The 16,085-nt window shown below is 63.5% G+C and carries 15 protein-coding genes; 10 read left to right on the top strand and 5 right to left on the bottom strand.

The features are described from left to right. Positions 1-68: 68 nt before the first annotated feature. The 3 genes from AC5E6W_RS18260 (at position 69) to kdsA (ending at position 3,794) form a co-directional block, all read left to right on the top strand. Positions 69-1,454 carry a beta-propeller fold lactonase family protein gene (locus AC5E6W_RS18260; protein WP_491753763.1) on the top strand — a complete coding sequence of 462 codons (1,386 nt, stop codon included), beginning with the start codon at positions 69-71 and terminating at the stop codon, positions 1,452-1,454. Positions 1,455-1,564: 110 nt separating this feature from the next. Next, entirely contained in the window at positions 1,565-2,833 is a 1,269-nt protein-coding gene (locus AC5E6W_RS18255; RefSeq protein ID WP_491753762.1) for a lactonase family protein, read from the top strand. A gap of 100 nt (positions 2,834-2,933) precedes the next feature. Further along, positions 2,934-3,794, top strand: a complete 861-nt coding sequence (gene kdsA, locus AC5E6W_RS18250) for a 3-deoxy-8-phosphooctulonate synthase (RefSeq protein ID WP_491753761.1) — start codon at positions 2,934-2,936, stop codon at positions 3,792-3,794. An 89-nt stretch (positions 3,795-3,883) separates the two neighbouring features. Here the strand turns inward: kdsA and AC5E6W_RS18245 are convergent, their stop codons facing one another. Together AC5E6W_RS18245 and AC5E6W_RS18240 are read right to left on the bottom strand one after the other, a co-directional pair. Continuing rightward, positions 3,884-4,390 (bottom strand): DUF2393 family protein, encoded by a 507-nt coding sequence (locus AC5E6W_RS18245; RefSeq protein WP_491753760.1) that lies wholly within the window; start codon positions 4,388-4,390, stop codon positions 3,884-3,886. A gap of 93 nt (positions 4,391-4,483) precedes the next feature. Further along, complete coding sequence (locus AC5E6W_RS18240) at positions 4,484-5,617, bottom strand: ATP-binding protein (protein WP_491753759.1); 1,134 nt, start codon at positions 5,615-5,617, stop codon at positions 4,484-4,486. Between the two features lie 141 nt (positions 5,618-5,758). Between AC5E6W_RS18240 and AC5E6W_RS18235 the strand changes: the two genes are divergently transcribed. From AC5E6W_RS18235 to AC5E6W_RS18210, 6 genes are all read left to right on the top strand, one after another. After that, positions 5,759-7,210 (top strand): ethanolamine ammonia-lyase subunit EutB, encoded by a 1,452-nt coding sequence (locus AC5E6W_RS18235; RefSeq protein ID WP_491753758.1) that lies wholly within the window; start codon positions 5,759-5,761, stop codon positions 7,208-7,210. A 69-nt stretch (positions 7,211-7,279) separates the two neighbouring features. Beyond that, the gene (eutC, locus tag AC5E6W_RS18230) at positions 7,280-8,026 is read left to right on the top strand and encodes an ethanolamine ammonia-lyase subunit EutC (protein WP_491753757.1); all 747 of its coding nucleotides are present in this window, start codon (positions 7,280-7,282) and stop codon (positions 8,024-8,026) included. 58 nt (positions 8,027-8,084) lie between these two features. Continuing rightward, positions 8,085-8,420 (top strand): PadR family transcriptional regulator, encoded by a 336-nt coding sequence (locus tag AC5E6W_RS18225; RefSeq protein WP_491753756.1) that lies wholly within the window; start codon positions 8,085-8,087, stop codon positions 8,418-8,420. Continuing rightward, positions 8,413-9,129: a hypothetical protein gene (locus AC5E6W_RS18220; RefSeq protein WP_491753755.1), complete on the top strand. Its 717-nt coding sequence runs from the start codon at positions 8,413-8,415 to the stop codon at positions 9,127-9,129. The genes AC5E6W_RS18225 and AC5E6W_RS18220 overlap by 8 nt, the downstream gene beginning before the upstream one ends. A gap of 197 nt (positions 9,130-9,326) precedes the next feature. Then, a complete protein-coding gene (rpmE, locus tag AC5E6W_RS18215) occupies positions 9,327-9,560 on the top strand; it encodes a 50S ribosomal protein L31 (RefSeq protein WP_491753754.1) in 234 nt (77 codons plus the stop codon). Between the two features lie 713 nt (positions 9,561-10,273). After that, positions 10,274-10,525 (top strand): hypothetical protein, encoded by a 252-nt coding sequence (locus AC5E6W_RS18210; RefSeq protein ID WP_491753753.1) that lies wholly within the window; start codon positions 10,274-10,276, stop codon positions 10,523-10,525. 69 nt (positions 10,526-10,594) lie between these two features. On the opposite strand, the gene AC5E6W_RS18205 is transcribed toward AC5E6W_RS18210, so the two are convergent. After that, positions 10,595-11,506, bottom strand: coding sequence for a hypothetical protein (locus AC5E6W_RS18205; RefSeq protein WP_491753752.1), 912 nt, complete (start codon positions 11,504-11,506; stop codon positions 10,595-10,597). Positions 11,507-11,980: 474 nt separating this feature from the next. Here AC5E6W_RS18205 and AC5E6W_RS18200 point away from each other — a divergent pair, with 474 nt between their 5' ends. Continuing rightward, positions 11,981-13,366, top strand: a complete 1,386-nt coding sequence (locus tag AC5E6W_RS18200) for a tRNA dihydrouridine synthase (protein WP_491753751.1) — start codon at positions 11,981-11,983, stop codon at positions 13,364-13,366. Positions 13,367-13,494: 128 nt separating this feature from the next. Here AC5E6W_RS18200 and AC5E6W_RS18195 read toward each other — a convergent pair whose 3' ends face one another. Together AC5E6W_RS18195 and AC5E6W_RS18190 are read right to left on the bottom strand one after the other, a co-directional pair. After that, on the bottom strand, positions 13,495-14,355 hold the full coding sequence (locus AC5E6W_RS18195) for an aldo/keto reductase (protein WP_491753750.1): 861 nt from the start codon (positions 14,353-14,355) through the stop codon (positions 13,495-13,497). Between the two features lie 168 nt (positions 14,356-14,523). Then, positions 14,524-16,080 carry an alpha-L-fucosidase gene (locus tag AC5E6W_RS18190; protein WP_491753749.1) on the bottom strand — a complete coding sequence of 519 codons (1,557 nt, stop codon included), beginning with the start codon at positions 16,078-16,080 and terminating at the stop codon, positions 14,524-14,526. Positions 16,081-16,085 lie beyond the last annotated feature (5 nt).

The raw sequence follows: 16,085 nt of genomic DNA, 5'->3' as shown, positions 1-16,085 counted from the left end.
TCCTCCCCGAGAAAGTTTTCCTCCTGCCCGGGCGCGCTGCCGGGCCGGGAAGGTAACGAAGGAAACGCATGAAGTTGAGTTTGTTCGGCCGGCTAGGCTTGGCCCTGTTCGCGTCGTTGGTTCTGGGTCTGGGAATGACCGGTTGCGGCGGCGGTACGATCGCCTATCTGTGGGTGCTCGGCCAGCAATACAACGCGGCCTCGGGTTTCAACAGCCAGATTGCTGGGTTCAAGGTGGATGACTACACCGGAAACCTCACCGCTGTGACCCATTCGCCCTTTTCCTCTGAGGGCACCAATCCGGTGTCCATTGTGGTCAAGAGTGGCGGTCGCTTCGTGTTCGTGCTCAACCAGGGCACGCCCTCGAGCACCAAGTGCCCATCAGGAGTCGCTACCCCGTGCCCCAACGCGGCGCCATGGGACTCCTCCGGAGTCGCGGTGTTCAGCGTGAGCGGTGATGGAGCCCTGACCTATCAGGCTACCTACCAGAGCCAGGGCTACGGCCCCCAGTGGCTCGCGCTCGACTCCACCGGCAGCTTCCTCTACGTGCTGGACAAGTACTCGCCCGGCTGCAACACGACCACAGGCACCGTCTCCGGGCAGATCAATGACGGGTCGGGTACGTTGATTTGCGGCTTCGATAAGAACGTCAGCGCCAACACTGGCGGAACGTACCTTCAAAACAAAGACGGAAATGGCTCGATCACGTCGTTCTCCATCGATGCCACGACTGGTCGCTTGAGCTTGGTGACGAACTCCACGGTTCTGAACGGCAGCATCAACTCCCCCTTCTTCGAGGTCGGCGGAAGCCCCTTCATGATGAAGAGCCAGGGAAGCTGCCTGCTGACCGTCAACGCTACGGACAACTCGATCTCGCCCTATACCTTCGGCTCCAGCGGTCAGCTCAGCTTCACCGGCTCCACCGGAAACTACCTCATCTCCGGTGCGAAGAGCATCAGTTCCATCAACGGCAGCGGTTCGTACATCTACCTGACCGACAACACGCTGAACTCCATCATCCCGTACTCGCTCGGCACCAGCTGCACCCTGACCCCGGTCACCGGCGGCAGCGTCGCGAATGAGTCGGGCGCTACGGACCCGGTGTACACGCTGCTGGATTCGACCTCCAAGTACCTCTACGTGCTCAACCATGCGCAGGTCGTCTCTGGAAGCTCGACCCAGGCCTTCAGCTACATCTCCGCGTACACGGTGAACACGACCAACGGTCAGCTCACCCCGATCTCGGACGCACCGTATACGGTCGGCTCCGGCCCGGTGTGCATGGTCGAGGACCCGACCAACCAGTACATGTACATCTCAAACTTCAACGACGGCACGGTGACCGGCAAGCACTTTGACCCGACCACGGGCCGACTGCTGGAGCTCTCGCGCGGATCGACCTTCACAGCCACGGGACAGTCCACGTGTCTGGCCCTTAGCGGCTCGGTCGACTAAGCCCCGAGTTGGCGGAGGGTGCGTCGATCGCACCCTCCCGAACCTGTTTCATTCCGGCCAAGGCCGGGTACACCACGGACCGCCGAGGCGGTTCCAGGCAAGGGAAACACATGAAGTTCCACACGATGGTTCGCCCCACGCTGGCAGCGGCTGCCGCTCTGGCCGTAAGCCTCGGATTCACGGCCTGCAGCCGTGATTACACGGCGGCCTACGTCTACGCTCCCTCCAACACCACGGGCTCAATCGCGGCGTACGGTGTCGACTACCAGAGCGGCGTACTCACCCAGATCAACGGCTCGCCGTTCCCCAGCCAGCTCACCAACCCCGTCACCCTGGTCACCCACCCCAACAACAAGTACCTCTATCTCATTGGTGGAACCCAGAATGCCGAGGTGGAAGAGTATGCCGTCGGAACCGACGGCAAGCTCTACGGCTCCAACACGTACAACATCACCGGAACCTACCCCACTGCCGCTGCGGTCGATACCACCGGCAAGTTCCTGTACGTCACCTACCAGTACCAGAAGGCCTACACACCGGTTTCGGTCGGCCCTGGCGGTCTCACGATCTTCCCGATCAACACGGACGGCACACTGGGCACCGCGGTTAATGTCAATCTCGGCATGAATCCGGCCGCGGTTGCGGTCTCGGCGGTCACCTGCGCCCCCACCGCCGCGCTGGGCTCCACCAATCCGGCCTGCACCGGCACCTACGGCGCCGGCAACCAGAATGTCTTCGTCTACGTCGTGGATCAGGGCGATCAGTCCGTCATTGTCTTCGCGCAGAACGTCGCTACCGGAGCTCTGACCGCAACCGGCGGCAGCGCCTGCACCGCGGCCACGCCAAGCACCTGCACCGGCGCCAAGGCCGGCGTCACTCCTAGTGCGATCGCCGTCGACCCGACCGGGCGCTTCGTCTACGTCACGGACAAGACCTCCAACGAAGTCATCGGCTACTCCACTGCGAACACCTCCAATGGCACGCTGACCCCGCTGGTCTCCAGCCCCTACACCACCGGTTCCTTCCCCGTGGGTCTCACCATCGACCCGCGCGGCGATTACCTCTACACCGCGAACTACAACGGTGGGTCGGTGTCGGGCTTCGCCATCAACAGCTCCAACGGCTCGCTGGGATCCATCGCCTCCGCTTCGGGCTTCAGCACCAAGACCGGACCCACCTGCGTCACCATCGAGCCGGCTCTGGGCATCTACCTGTACACCTCCAACTACCTCGACGGCTCCATCTCCGGTGGTCAGCTCAGCGCCAACACGGGCCAGCTCACCGGCGTGGTCGACTCGCCGTTCCCGACCACAACGCAGCCCGTCTGCATCGCGTCGGTGGCCAACGGATCGCACTCCAGCTCGCTGGTCAATCCGTAAGCAGGTAGCAGGAACTGAAATCGAAGGCCCGCCACGATTCCAATCGCTGGCGGGCCTTCGCATGTGCGGCAGATCAGCCCCACGCTGAGAAAGGAACACCATGGCAAACAGCTTTCAGCTTGGCCCCATCACCGTCGGCGGGCCCAGGCTCTTCCTCATAGCCGGCCCCTGCGTCATCGAGAGCGAGCAGCACGCCCGCAAGATGGCCGACGCCATCCAGCGCATCGCCGCCGACCTCGGCATCCCTTACGTCTTCAAGGCCAGCTACGACAAAGCCAACCGCACCTCGATCCACAGCTTCCGCGGCCCCGGCCTCGAAGAAGGCTGCCGTATCCTGCGCACGATTGCCGAGTCGAACGGCCTCCCTGTCCTCACCGACGTCCACACCCCCGAGCAGGCGAAGCAGGCCAGCGACGCCCTCGGCTCCGCCGAAGTCCTGCTCCAGATTCCCGCCTTCCTCTGCCGGCAGACCGACCTGCTCATCGCCGCCGCCGAAACCGGCCGGGCCATCAACGTGAAGAAGGGCCAGTTCGTCGCTCCGTGGGACATGCGCCACGCCGTCGAGAAGATCAGCGACATCGCCAAGATCAGCGACACCGCCGCACTCACCAACGGCACCGCCCGTGTCTGCCTCACCGAGCGTGGCGCCAGCTTTGGCTACAACAACCTCGTCGTGGACATGCGCTCGCTCCCGGTCATGCGTGGCTTCGCGCCCGTCATCTTCGACGGGACCCACTCCGTGCAGACCCCCAGCGCAGCCAATGGAGTCTCAGGAGGCCAGCCCGAGTTCATCCCCGTGCTCGCCCGCGCCGCCGTAGCGGCTGGCATCGACGGCATCTTCCTCGAGACGCACGACGACCCCGCCCACGCCAAGTCCGACGGCGCCAACGCCCTGCACCTCAACAATCTCAAGTCTGTGCTGGAGTCGTTACTAGCAATCCACGCAGCAGTAGCAAAGTAACGCGCGGGAGTAGCGGGAAACGTGAGAGCCAGGTGCGTCAACCAAGCCCCTCTACTCACTATTCACTACTCACTATTCACTGCTCTCCCCTACTTCGTCCCCACGCGAATCATCCGAACCTCGGGCAGCTGCTGGTCCCAGTTGGGGTCCACGTTCTCGAACGTCAGCCGGAAGTCATCGCTCTTGCCGGGTTTCAGCGGATCGGAGCCGATCGGCTCCACATCGACGTAGGGCTCGCGGGAGCGGATCAGCATCACGGGAGCCGTCTCGATCCGTGGAGGGTTGCCGACAACATTGCCGAACACCACCTGCACCGTCGCTCCCGTCACCGTTGAGCTGCCGTTGTTGGTAATGCGGCCATCGATGTACATCTGCTTCGCGCCGGAAAAGCTCTTCGCCTCGCTCATGGCCAGGCTGGAGAGCGGAAGGTTCGCGGCGTAGACCGCCGCCGGCCGCAATGTCGTCGACTGTGTCGCGACGTGGTCATGCCGCCCCAGCAGGCTCAGCGACACCACCAGCAGAACCAGCGCTCCCGCTCCAATGGCCACCGCCGTCGCCGGAAAGCCGCGCTCCTCCATCTTCGGAGTGAGAAACATCGGGGGGCTGTTCCGTTCGGGCATGTGCTGGGAGTTGGGCATTGTCTTCCTCTTGCTTCCGGTCGTCGGCAATGTTGTTGTCTCGGGGAACGCTTACCAGCGCTCGTCGTCACGAGGTTGATTTCGAGCAGCGAAGCGGCCCATGCGAGCGCGCCCCACGGGAGTCTTGTTGCTATCCCCGGGCGCACGCCGAACCTCAAGACTACCGTCTGCCTTGAGAATAAACTCGTCCTCCTGCGACACCTGTTCCGTTGTGACCGGTTCCGGAACAAAGGTAGCCCGTGGCGCGGCAAAGTTCTGAGGCGTCGCAGCAGAGCGAGGCATGGCGGCAGGAGCCGGAACCTGCGCGGGAGCTTGCACTGGAGCGTGCCCCGGCGTCACCATAGACGCTATCCCGCGCGATGCGCGCCCGAAGTCCGCCCGCTTCACCGTGCGCCGGAAGTCCACGCCGCGCATCTCCACCACCACGCACATCTCCTGCAGGCGGCTCAGCACGCGGTTGCCCACGCGGTCACCCAGCGTGCGATCGCTCATCACGCGCTGCGCCTCGTTCATCTGCGCCAGCACATCGCGATTGGTCTCAGCAGCATTCGTGTAGTTCGTCGTGACGATCGTCGTCAGCCGGTCCTTGTAGCGCGTGTTCAGAATGTGCGCCACCGTGTCGAAGACCCACTCGCTCGGCTTCGAGGCGCCCAGGTCGTCGATCACCAGCACCTCGGCCTCAAACACCGGCTTCAGGATGCTCAGCTCCGTCGCCGACACCTTCGGGTCATAGCTGTTCTGCACCTGCTTCAGCAGGTCGCGATAGTCCACGAACAGCCCCTGCACCCCGCGCTCGACGATCAACCCGCGCAGCACGCTCGCCGCCAGGTGCGTCTTGCCCAGGCCCGGAGTGCCGACAAACATCAGCCCCGTCCGGTCGGTCGCCACCGGGTAGCCCTCGACAAAGCTCTTTGCGATATTCAGCGCCATCGCCAGCGAGCGGTCCGCGGAAGGGAACTGCGTGTCGAAGTCCTCCAGCGTGCAGTGCAGGTAGCGCTCCGGCAGCTTCGCGGACGCAATCCTCCGCTCCGCCCGGCGCTCGATCCGGCAGCGGCACTCCTTCGCCACCCGCGACCCATCCGGCCGCTCCACCAGCCGAAGCCCCGCACCCCCGCAAATCTCGCACACAGCTTCCATCGCAGCGACAAACTCCAGCCACCAGTATCGCAGTTCGCCCCGATCCACAGCCCGCAGGACTCCTGTGCCAAAGAGGATGTCCTGTGTGCATCGCTTCTGCCCCTGTCTTTGCATTTCTTGTTGTCATCCCCGCAGGGGATCTGCTTCACCCGACTCTTAGCCGCGACCAGGCTACAATCGCCGCAAGCCATGCCCTACAGCATCACACTGCGCGGCGTCCGCCACACCTTCGCGAGCCTCCGCGACCTGCTCGCCAAGGCCTCGCCGTTACGCTCCGGCGATGAGCTCGCAGCCGTAGCTGCGCACACCGCCGAAGCCCGTGCCATCGCCCAGTACGCCCTCGCCGACGTACCCCTCGCCGCCTTCCTCGAAGACCTCATCATCCCCTACGAAGCCGACGACGTCACCCGCCTCATCGTCGATACGCACGCGAGCGTTGAAGCACAAGCCGCCTTCGCCCCCATCGCCTCGCTCACCGTCGGCGAGCTCCGCGACTGGCTCCTCTCCGACAACGCGACAACCGACAAACTCACCGCACTAGCCTCTGGCCTCACTCCCGAGATGGCCGCCGCCGTCTCCAAGCTCATGCGCGTGCAGGACCTCATCGCCGTCGCGCGCAAGTGCTCCGTCATCACCCGTTTCCGCACCACCGTTGGCCTTCCCGGCCGCCTTTCCACACGCCTGCAACCGAATCATCCTACCGACGACCCCGCAGGCATCGCTGCCTCCATCCTCGACGGTCTGCTCCTCGGCTCCGGCGACGCCGTCATCGGCATCAACCCCGCCTCCGACAGCCCGCAGAGTGTCCTCAAGCTGCTCGCCATGATCGACCACGCCCGCGAGCGTTTCGCCATCCCCACACAAAGCTGCGTGCTCGCGCATGTCACCACGCAGATGCGGGCAATAGAGCAAGCTGCCGCTTCCGGCAGCAACGCTCCGCTCGACCTCATCTTCCAGTCCATCGCCGGCACCGAGCTCGCCAACAAAGGCTTCGGCATCACCCTCGATCTGTTAGCCGAAGCCAACGCGATGGCCGCATCGCTGCACCGCAACCCATCAAGCAGCGATCCCTTGGCCCTTGACCCTTGGCCCTCGTCCCATCTCTTCTACTTCGAAACCGGCCAGGGCAGTGCCCTCTCCGCCGAAGCCCACCACGGTTGCGACCAGCAGACCCTCGAAGCCCGCGCCTACGCTGTCGCTCGCCGCTTCCACCCGTTCCTGGTCAACACCGTCGTTGGCTTCATCGGTCCCGAGTACCTCTACGACGGCAAGCAGATCCTCCGCGCCGGCCTGGAAGACCACTTCTGCGGCAAGCTCCTCGGCCTGCCCATGGGTTGCGACGTCTGCTATACCAACCACGCCGAGGCCGACCAGGACGACATGGACACCCTGCTCACACTGCTCGGCGTCGCCGGCGTCAACTACATCATGGGCGTCCCCGGCGCCGACGACATCATGCTCAACTACCAGTCCACCAGCTTCCACGACGCGCTCTACCTCCGCCGCACCCTGGGCCTCCGCCCCGCCCCCGAGTTCGAAGCCTGGCTCGCCGGCGATCACTTCGCCGATCTCCAACGCCTCGGCCCCAACCCAGCATCCTTCCTTCAGCTGGCATCCGGCATCTGGCCCACTGGAACCTGATTCACGCCCCGGAGCTCAACTCCCAACTCTGAGCTCGAAGCTCCCAACTCAATCAAACTTTTTTCTTCCATGCCCAACGAGCTAACAAGGCAGACCACCACCGCCCGCATCGCCCTCGCGCGCACGGGAGACACGCTCGCCGTACGCGAGCATCTCCGTTTCCAGCTCGATCACGCGATGGCCCGCGACGCCGTGCATACGCCGCTCGATGTGGCGCTGCTCGAGCGCGGCCTCCACGAACGCGGGATCCCCTCGCTGCACGTTCGTTCCGCCGCGCGCGATCGCAGCGAGTACCTCCGCCGCCCCGACCTCGGCCGCCAGCTCGACGCCGCTTCCGCAAATACCCTCCGCGAGCTCGCGTCGCAGCAAACCTCCGCGCCGCAGCTGGCAGTCATCCTCGCCGACGGCCTCTCCGCCCTGGCCGTCGAACGCCACGCCCTGCCCCTACTCGACGCGCTTCGCCAATCCCTTGACCCTTGGCCCTCGACCCTCGGCCCCGTAGTCCTCGCCACCCAGGCCCGCGTAGCGCTCGGCGACGCCATCGGCGAGGCCCTCAACGCCCGCATGACCGTCATGCTCCTCGGCGAACGCCCCGGCCTCAGCTCCCCCGACTCCCTCGGCGCCTACCTCACCTGGAACCCCCGCCCCGGCCGCGCCGACTCCGAGCGAAACTGCATCTCCAACATCCGCGCCGAGGGCCTTTCGTACGACCACGCCGCCGCTCGCATCGCCTGGTATCTGCGCGAGGCTGAGCAGATGCAGGCCACCGGCATTGCCCTCAAGGATCCAGACGACGGCCAGCTACGGCTACGGTAACGCGCCATCCGCATATTTCCGCTTGACATCGCTCGATTAGTACTACATTGTAGTTAACATGAAAGCGCCAAATCCCCTCGGTGAGTTCGAGCAGATCGTCCTCCTCGCCATCCTTCGCCTGCAGGACGACGCCTATGGCGTGACGATTCGTGAGGAGATCCATGCCTGTACCGGGCGGGTGGTGGCGCCTGGGGCGATCTACACCACGCTGGAGCGCCTCGAGCAAAAGGACCTTGTGACGGTGCGCGAGGGAGAACCTACCGCGCAGCGTGGAGGCCGCGCCCGCCGGCTCTATCGCCTCACTCCCGCCGGACGCAATGCCCTGACGGCCGCCCAGCTTGCCTTTCAACAACTTCTTCGCGGTCTCAACCTACTAGGAGAGCAACATGGCTAATCACCGTGCAGCAGAGTTCGTTCTTCGCCGCGTGACCTCGCGCGAGCGTGCGGCAGAGGTCGTCGGCGACCTCACGGAGCAGCAGGCATCGCCCGCGATGGTGTGGCGGACGGTACTGCGCCTGGTCTTCTCCTCGACCTGGCGATGGATTCCTGCAGTCGCCCTGGCGCCGATCCTCATGATCGCGAGCATCACCCCGGGAATCACCTTCGGACTCAAGCCCTACGCCGAGCTCCACCGGGATGCCCTCGTCACCCTCTGGCCGACTTCTGTGGCCGCTTGGCTCTTTGTGCTGTCCATGCTTCTCGGGGCCGGAACCGGGGGCGTCTTTGGCCTCGCTGTGGTGCGCTACGGTGTACTTAGCCGGCTCGCCTTGAGCAGCCTCTCGGTTTCTCTCCTGTTGATGGTTGTCAGCTGCCTCGCCTTCGATCCGTACGCCATCGTCTATGCCCCGGTCGTCCTGCTTGCGGCGCTCGGATTCGCGCTTCGCAACGCCCGCCTGCGCCGGCTGCTTCCGGCCGTCCTCGTGACCATGTCGAGCTTCTTCGTTGGCGTCGCGGTACTCTCCGGGATCTACCTCGCGATGGAGAAGTTGGGCGTGGCGCGGGCGGAGGTCAGCTCGGCCTCGATCCTGCTCTGCTTCCTCCTCGAGGCCGCCGTGCTCTCCAGGATGGAGCGCTGGAGTCGTTTCGACGCCACCCGCGTCTGATAAAATAAGAAACGCACCTGAAACCGCGATGAGACGCGGTTCAAGCTCCGAGCGCGACAGGAATCTGATGCATCGCCCGTCTTCCCGTGAACACTCCAGGACGACAACCATGCAAGCGGACCGTTCTCGGGCGGGTTAGCGATAGAAAGTCAGCGGGTTGGTCTCGAACCTCCCGCCCTTTCGAAAAGGAAAGCATCATGCCAAAGCAGGGAATTCACCCCCAGTACGAAGAGATCAACGTCAAGTGCGCGTGCGGTTCGATCTTCAAGACCCACTCCACCCATAAGGGCGACATCGTCCTCGAAATCTGCGCCGCCTGCCACCCGTTCTTCACCGGCAAGCAGAAGCTGGTCGACACCGCCGGACGTATCGAGCGCTTCCGCCGCAAGTTCGCGGATACAGAAGCCAAGAAGGCCGCTTCCGCCAAGTAAGCGAGCTTCACAAGCCAGACAAACATCAAGGCCTCCGCACCCGCGGAGGCCTTGATGTTGCTGTATCATCCGGCCATGGTTGAGGTCTTTGTTGAGCGGGGCAACCAGTTGGCCGACAGTCGACGGCTCATGGATAACGATCCCCAGTATGCTTCGGCTCTCGCGCTTGTCTCCATCCACTGCGCCATCGCCCTGAATGATGCATTCCTGTCCAAGGTCACTGGCCGCCATCACCGTGGCGAAGATCATATGGAGTCGGTGCGAGTTACCAGGAAGCAGTGTTCCTCTCGACGGATTCCATCCGACGGAGTGAAGCATTTAGAGGATCTCGTCAGGGCCAAGACCAGGGTGTCATACAGTGGCGAGAGGACGACGATCGAGGTGGCAATGCGTTTGGCGATTGCCTCAGAAAGGTTCGAGAGATGGGTACGGCCATTGATCAAGACATGACCAACGTGCGAGCTATTGGAAGGCCGAAAATTAACGCGCGCCTCCGCCACGGCCGAGCCGTAAATGCAGTCGCAGATTTCTTGCGGGGACATTTGAGGGTTCCCAACGTCTATCTAGAGCCTAAGTCCGCTCTATGGAAGGGCGTCGATGTTGTAGCGGCCGATGGAGCTGGGAGTGGGGACATCCATGCTGCCGAAGTGAGGTTTCTGTCTTACCCAATTAGTCTCCCAGCGGCCCGCGCTCTGATTGAGGAGGTCAAGAATGTGCCAGCGCATTTCAAGTATCTGACGGTGAATAAGAACTCCGTTAGCTTGACCCTCGGTGATGGTTCACTGATGTTCTCTCCCGACGGTATCGGACGAGTTGGCCTGCTGATGATCGAGGAGACCCAGGACGCGTTGCTGAGCGTGGAACTGGCCGTCAAACCGGAACGATTCCGCTTGCCTCCCACGGATGCCGCACGCGTCGAACGCTTCCTTGATCGAGCAAAGCCCGACATGTTTGTGCGAATTTGAACGAAAATCAGGAGCAAACAGCAAGGCCTCGTACCCGCGGAGGCCTTGCTGTTTCCACCCGAAGCACATCTAGTACGGCCCGTAAGGTCCCACGCGATACGCATACGGATACGGCGCGTACACCACCGGTGGCGGCGGAGGAGGCGGAACCGCATAAATCACCTGCGGCCGCGGCGCATACGCCATCCGTGGCTGTGGCTGGATGTAGTTGTTCACCACCACCGGCTGCTGATAGTGCGGTTGCGGAGCATACTGCACCGGCGGCGCATAATACTGCTGCTGAGGAGCGTATTGCGGCTGGTAGGCCTGCTGGATCGGTGCAGCCTCCTGCGTCATCGGCCTGCGCTGCAGCTGCGGCGACTGGTAATCCTGATACGTCGGCTCGTCTGCCGTCACGCGGCTGGCAATCGCCGGGTTACGCACGGCATTCTCCTGCGGCGTCGGGATCCCGAAGTCGTCGATCACCTTCAGCGTCAGCCGGTCCTCAGGCTTCAACACCGGCCGGGGACCGCGCCGCGGAAGATTGATCAGGTCGATCGGCCACAACACCGGGATCAGCCACATCACGGTATCCTTCACCGCGTGGCCCTTGCCGTCGATGCGGCCCAGGTCGTCCACCTTGTAGTTGGCCGCCTGGATCACCCGCGCATTGACGGGAATGATGGTGTCCGGCTGCACGACCATGCGGTCGAAGTCCAGCTCCATCCAGCCCTTACCCACAAAGTGGCCCGGATCCTTGAACGCCGCAAAGTGCCCGATCAGGTAGCTGCCATACGGGAACGAGCTTCGGCCATAGGCCTCGCTGTGGCCCAGCGTGCACAGCACGGGATCACCCACGTGCTCCGTCTTCGAGGAGATCTTGCCCTCCGCGACAGTGCAGCTGATGACGGAGCCTGCGGGGATCAGCTGATCGGCCCGCGCGGCCGAGGTGGTCGTGACGGCCGCTGCCGCCAGAAGCGTGAGGAACAGCTTGCATTTCATGGACGTGCCCCCGGAACGGAAATGAACTTCTCTTCTGAACTGCTTTCATAAAGCACGACGAAGACGCTCACAACGAACGGGGCGTCCGGCTGCGGGCGTCGCGAGCGGCGCACCGTATTTCGGCCCATGGCTGCACCGTCCGGCACTTGCGCACAGTGACACGCGTGCGGTGCTGCGACGGAAATTCGTCGTGGAACCAGGGGCCCAAACCAACCGGTATTCCTCAGATTGCAGAGAATACTTTCCGGCACTAACCCGGCAGGTTGGCGAAGTTGCGGCGTCGCAGAAAATATTTCCCGCCGCCGGTCACGAATTTTCCCCATCTGCGTCCAACGTCCACTCCGCAACGCTCGGTCCCGCACCCGCCGCCGCCCGGTAAACTGGAAGAGACAGTTGTGACGAACCGCATCTCGTCTCTCGCATCTCGTCTCTCGCATCTCGTCTCTCGCATCTCGTTTCTCGTCTTCTGTATCTATGGATAAGCGCTGGACATCTGATTTCGCCACCGAGGCCCGCAACATGCCGGCCCAGGCCCGTGTGCCCGCCGAGTTCCACATCGGCCCCATTCGCATCGCTCCTGCGACTGTGCTCGCTCCCATGGCCGGCGTCACCGACACCGTCTTCCGCCGCTTCATCAAGAACGCCAGCATGTACTCGGCGGCCACGGCTCAGCGTTCAGGGCTCAGGGTCCAGAGTGCCGATCCGCTGTCTTCTGGACCCTTGGCCCTGGACCCTGGACCCTCTTCGACGTGCGTCGAAGACGCAACGTCGAACGAGACCTCCGGCTGCGGCCTCATCATGACCGAGTTCACCTCCGCCGACGGCCTCTCCCGCATGCGCGAATCCAAGCGCAAGCGCTACCTCACCTACTACGAGGACGAGCACCCCATCAGCGCGCAGCTCTTCGGGTCGAACCCCGTCACGCTCGCTGAAAGCGCGCGTGTGTGTGCAGACGCCGGCTTCGACATCGTCGACCTCAACCTCGGCTGCCCCGCCAAGCGCGTCGTCGCCTGCAATGGAGGCTCCGGCCTCCTGCGCGACCTCCCGAAGATCCGCGAGATCTTCGAAGCAGTCCGCGCCGCCGTCAACATCCCCTTCACCGTCAAGTTCCGCATGGGCTGGAACGACACCAACATCGTCTGCGTCGAGCTCGCGAAGATGGCTGAAGACTGCGGCCTCAACGCCGTCGCCCTGCACGCCCGCACCCGCGAGCAGGGCTACGCCGGCGAAGCCCGCTGGGAGTGGATCGCCTCCGTCAAGGATGCCGTCAAGATTCCCGTCATCGGCAACGGCGACATCCGCACCCCCGAGGACGCCGTCGCCATGGTCGCCGCCACCCACTGCGACGCCGTCATGATCGGCCGCGCCGCTCCCGGCAACCCCTGGATCTTCCGCCAGATCGCCGAGTACACGGCCAGCCAGCTCGCCACCGGCGTCGGCACGTACACGCGCCCCACCGACGCCGACCGCTACCGCATGATCCGCGACTACTTCGATCGCCTCATGGCCGAAGTCGAAGAGCATCCCAATCCCGACTACGACGAATCCGGCTCCGAAGCCGAGATCGACGAAGCCAGGCGCCTCCGCCGCCACCACGAGTCCGCCCAGCGCGACGCCATCGGCAAGATGAAGCAGTTCGCCAGCTGGTTCACCCACGGCGTCCCCGGTGGAGCCGCCCTCCGCCGCGGCATCTTCGACTCCAAACGCGGCGCAGAAGTCATGTCCCGCGTCGACGACTTCTTCGCCGAACGCGAAAAGCTCGCCGACAAGCTAGGCTCCGACGCCCTCGAGTCCCAGGAAATTCACTTCGCTCCCGAGCCCGACGCAGAGCTAGACGCCGCACCTGCCGCGTGGGGTTGAGTTGTAAGGCAAGCACGTCGCCACAATCAACTCAGGCCCACAAAAACGCCAAGGTGCGCCACGAATACCGTGGCGCACCTTGGTGTACTTCGCGTCCTTAGCGTTTGCTGTTCGGTCGTAGCGACGTCTTACTTCGCCGCCGCCTCAAGCTCCACCATTTCGTCCTCGCTCAGCACCACATCCTGGGCCTTCAGGTTCTCCTCCAGGTGCGCAATCGAGCTCGTTCCCGGGATCGGCAAAATCACCGGCGAGCGGTGCAGCAGCCACGCCAGCGACAGCTGCGACACCGTCGCGCCATGCTTGTTGGCCACCTTATCCAGCTTGCCGCCCGGCTCCGCCAGTTTGCCCGACGCCACCGGGAACCACGGGATAAACGCGATCCCTTCCTTCGTGCAGTACTCCATCACCTTCTCGCTCTTGCGATTGCCGATGTTGTACTCGTTCTGCACGCTCACAATCTCCGTCACCTTGCGCGCCTGCTCGATCTCCTCGACCGTCACCTCGCTCAGCCCGATGAACCGGATCTTGCCCTGCTCCTTCAGCTTCACCGCCGCGCCCAGCGACTCCTCCACCGGCACCTTCGGGTCGATGCGATGCAGCTGCCACAGGTCGATCGTGTCCTTCTTCAGCCAGCGCAGGCTCATCTCCGCCTGCTGCGTCAGGTACTCCGGCCGGCCCACGGGCAGCCACTTGTCCGGTCCCTGCCGCGTCAGTCCGCCCTTGGTCGCGATGATCGTGCCCTTGCTATAAGGCGCCAGCGTCTCGCCGATCAACGGCTCGCTCACCGCTGGGCCATAGCTGTCCGCCGTGTCGATAAAGTCCACGCCCAGCTCCACCGCGCGCCGCAGCACGGCCTTCGCGTTCTCCAGGTCCGCCGGCGGACCCCAGATGCCCTTACCCGTAATGCGCATCGCGCCATAGCCGAGCCTGTGAATCTCCAGCTCGCCACCCAGCTTGAATGTCTTTGCCACTGCCGTCGTTGTCGCCATCGGAAAATTTCTCCTTGTGCTTGGTTCGATGTCACCCGCGGCGTTCGGGACGCACGGGATCTGGATGGCCAGCGCGAAAGAGTTTCTCCTAAGCAAAAAATGGGTCGGAAAACACAAAGGCGGCCGGTTGCAGCCTTTGCATAGGGAACCTCGATATGTCCTGCACTCTCAAATCGCCACGCTGCCCTCGAGCTTCAGCCCATACGGCATGTCCTTCGGCAGCGCCTCCAGCGGCGCCTCGATCACCAGCGCCTCGTCCGTCTGCCGGAACTTCAACGGCCGAGCCCCATCGACTAACGCGACCCGCTCGATCTTCGCAACACCCCTGCGGAACGTAAACAGCTTCACCTCACGGGTCTCAGGAGCCTTCAACCCAAACGCATAAATCGCGCCGGGCTTGTGCGTAAATCGAAAGTCCGCGCTCGTGGGATTGCGCTCCGGATACTTATTCCGCTTCACCCGCGGCATATCCATCGCCGTCGGATATCCGCGCCAGTCCTGCGGAACTTCCTGCGGCACATGCGGCCCCTCGCCCGGAACACTCCACGCATGCGAGTCATAGATGCCCTCGCCATGGCGCTTCAACCACTCGCCCATCACGTGCAACGACGCCCGCTGATCGTCAGGAATCACGCCATCGGCGCGCGGCGACACATTCAGCATGTAATTGCCGCCGCAACTCACGATCGCCAGCAACTGGTTCACCAGCTGATACCCATTCGACACCTGCAGGTTGTTGATGTATCCCCACGAGTTGCCAATCGGCGTATCGCACTGCCACGCTCCCGGATAGATCCACTGCGGCGCGCCGCCGCTGCTCTCCGCCGCATACACATTGCCGAACAGGTACGCCCACTGCTTCGTGCACAGGGTCGTCTCATAGCCCTGCTCCTTCGCGCGGCTGAACAGATACGCCGCCGCCCGCAGCTTGATCGGGTCATACTGTCGCGGGTTCACGCCATTATCCATGTACAGCATCTCGGGCTGGTATTTATCGACTAACTCCTGGATCCGCGCCAGCCAATCCTCCTGGAACGCCTGGCTAGCATTCGGCCCATTCATCCCTTCGTCGATCGGCGGCCCATAGAACCCAGCCCACTTCGGATCGAACTGATCGTTCGGCACACCCGCTGCAGGATACATAAAGCAGTGGTGCTCCATCCTGTGCGTCGAGCAAGCAAACGTCAGCCCCTGCTTGCGAATCGCCTTCGCCATCTCGCCGATCACATCGCGCTTCGGACCCATCTTGCCTGCACACCACGGCGTCAGCGCCGAGTCCCACATCGCGAAGCCATCATGATGCTCCGCCACCGGGCAGATATAACGCGCCCCCGCCTCCTTGAACAACGTTACCCAGTCATCCGCGTCAAAGTGCTCGCCCTTGAACATCGGGATGAAGTCCTTGTAACCGAACTTGTCCGGCGGCCCATAGTGCTCCGTGTGCCACTTCACCTCGGTCGTATACATGTAACGCGGATACCACTCGCTCGAATGCGCCGGCACCGTGTACACCCCCCAGTGGATGAAGATCCCCACCTTCGCCGGGTTGAACCACTTCGGCGTCGCATAGTGGTCGCGCACGCTCTCCCACGTCGGCAGCACCGGCCCCGCAAGATCTGGCTTCGGCTTCGCGTAAGCATCCGGCGCACCTGCAGGAGCGCCCGTCTGTGCAAGCAGCACATTGGACTTCATCATCGACGCCGCGCTTACCGCGCCAGCGCCCATCAAAA

It is taken from the genome of Bryocella sp., assembly GCF_058498515.1.
This window is presented reverse-complemented; position numbering and strand designations above follow the sequence as displayed.

Bases quoted from the DNA above. Each gene is read 5' to 3' on its own strand.
- AC5E6W_RS18260 (WP_491753763.1), top strand. From the start codon at position 69: ATGAAGTTGAGTTTGTTCGGCCGGCTAGGCTTGGCCCTGTTCGCGTCG.
- AC5E6W_RS18245 (WP_491753760.1), bottom strand. From the start codon at position 4,390: ATGTTTCTCACTCCGAAGATGGAGGAGCGCGGCTTTCCGGCGACGGCG.
- AC5E6W_RS18195 (WP_491753750.1), bottom strand. From the start codon at position 14,355: ATGGCGACAACGACGGCAGTGGCAAAGACATTCAAGCTGGGTGGCGAG.
- rpmE (WP_491753754.1), top strand. From the start codon at position 9,327: ATGCCAAAGCAGGGAATTCACCCCCAGTACGAAGAGATCAACGTCAAG.
- kdsA (WP_491753761.1), top strand. From the start codon at position 2,934: ATGGCAAACAGCTTTCAGCTTGGCCCCATCACCGTCGGCGGGCCCAGG.
- AC5E6W_RS18225 (WP_491753756.1), top strand. From the start codon at position 8,085: ATGAAAGCGCCAAATCCCCTCGGTGAGTTCGAGCAGATCGTCCTCCTC.
- AC5E6W_RS18235 (WP_491753758.1), top strand. From the start codon at position 5,759: ATGCCCTACAGCATCACACTGCGCGGCGTCCGCCACACCTTCGCGAGC.
- AC5E6W_RS18200 (WP_491753751.1), top strand. From the start codon at position 11,981: ATGGATAAGCGCTGGACATCTGATTTCGCCACCGAGGCCCGCAACATG.
- AC5E6W_RS18220 (WP_491753755.1), top strand. From the start codon at position 8,413: ATGGCTAATCACCGTGCAGCAGAGTTCGTTCTTCGCCGCGTGACCTCG.
- eutC (WP_491753757.1), top strand. From the start codon at position 7,280: ATGCCCAACGAGCTAACAAGGCAGACCACCACCGCCCGCATCGCCCTC.
- AC5E6W_RS18190 (WP_491753749.1), bottom strand. From the start codon at position 16,080: ATGGGCGCTGGCGCGGTAAGCGCGGCGTCGATGATGAAGTCCAATGTG.
- AC5E6W_RS18255 (WP_491753762.1), top strand. From the start codon at position 1,565: ATGAAGTTCCACACGATGGTTCGCCCCACGCTGGCAGCGGCTGCCGCT.
- AC5E6W_RS18205 (WP_491753752.1), bottom strand. From the start codon at position 11,506: ATGAAATGCAAGCTGTTCCTCACGCTTCTGGCGGCAGCGGCCGTCACG.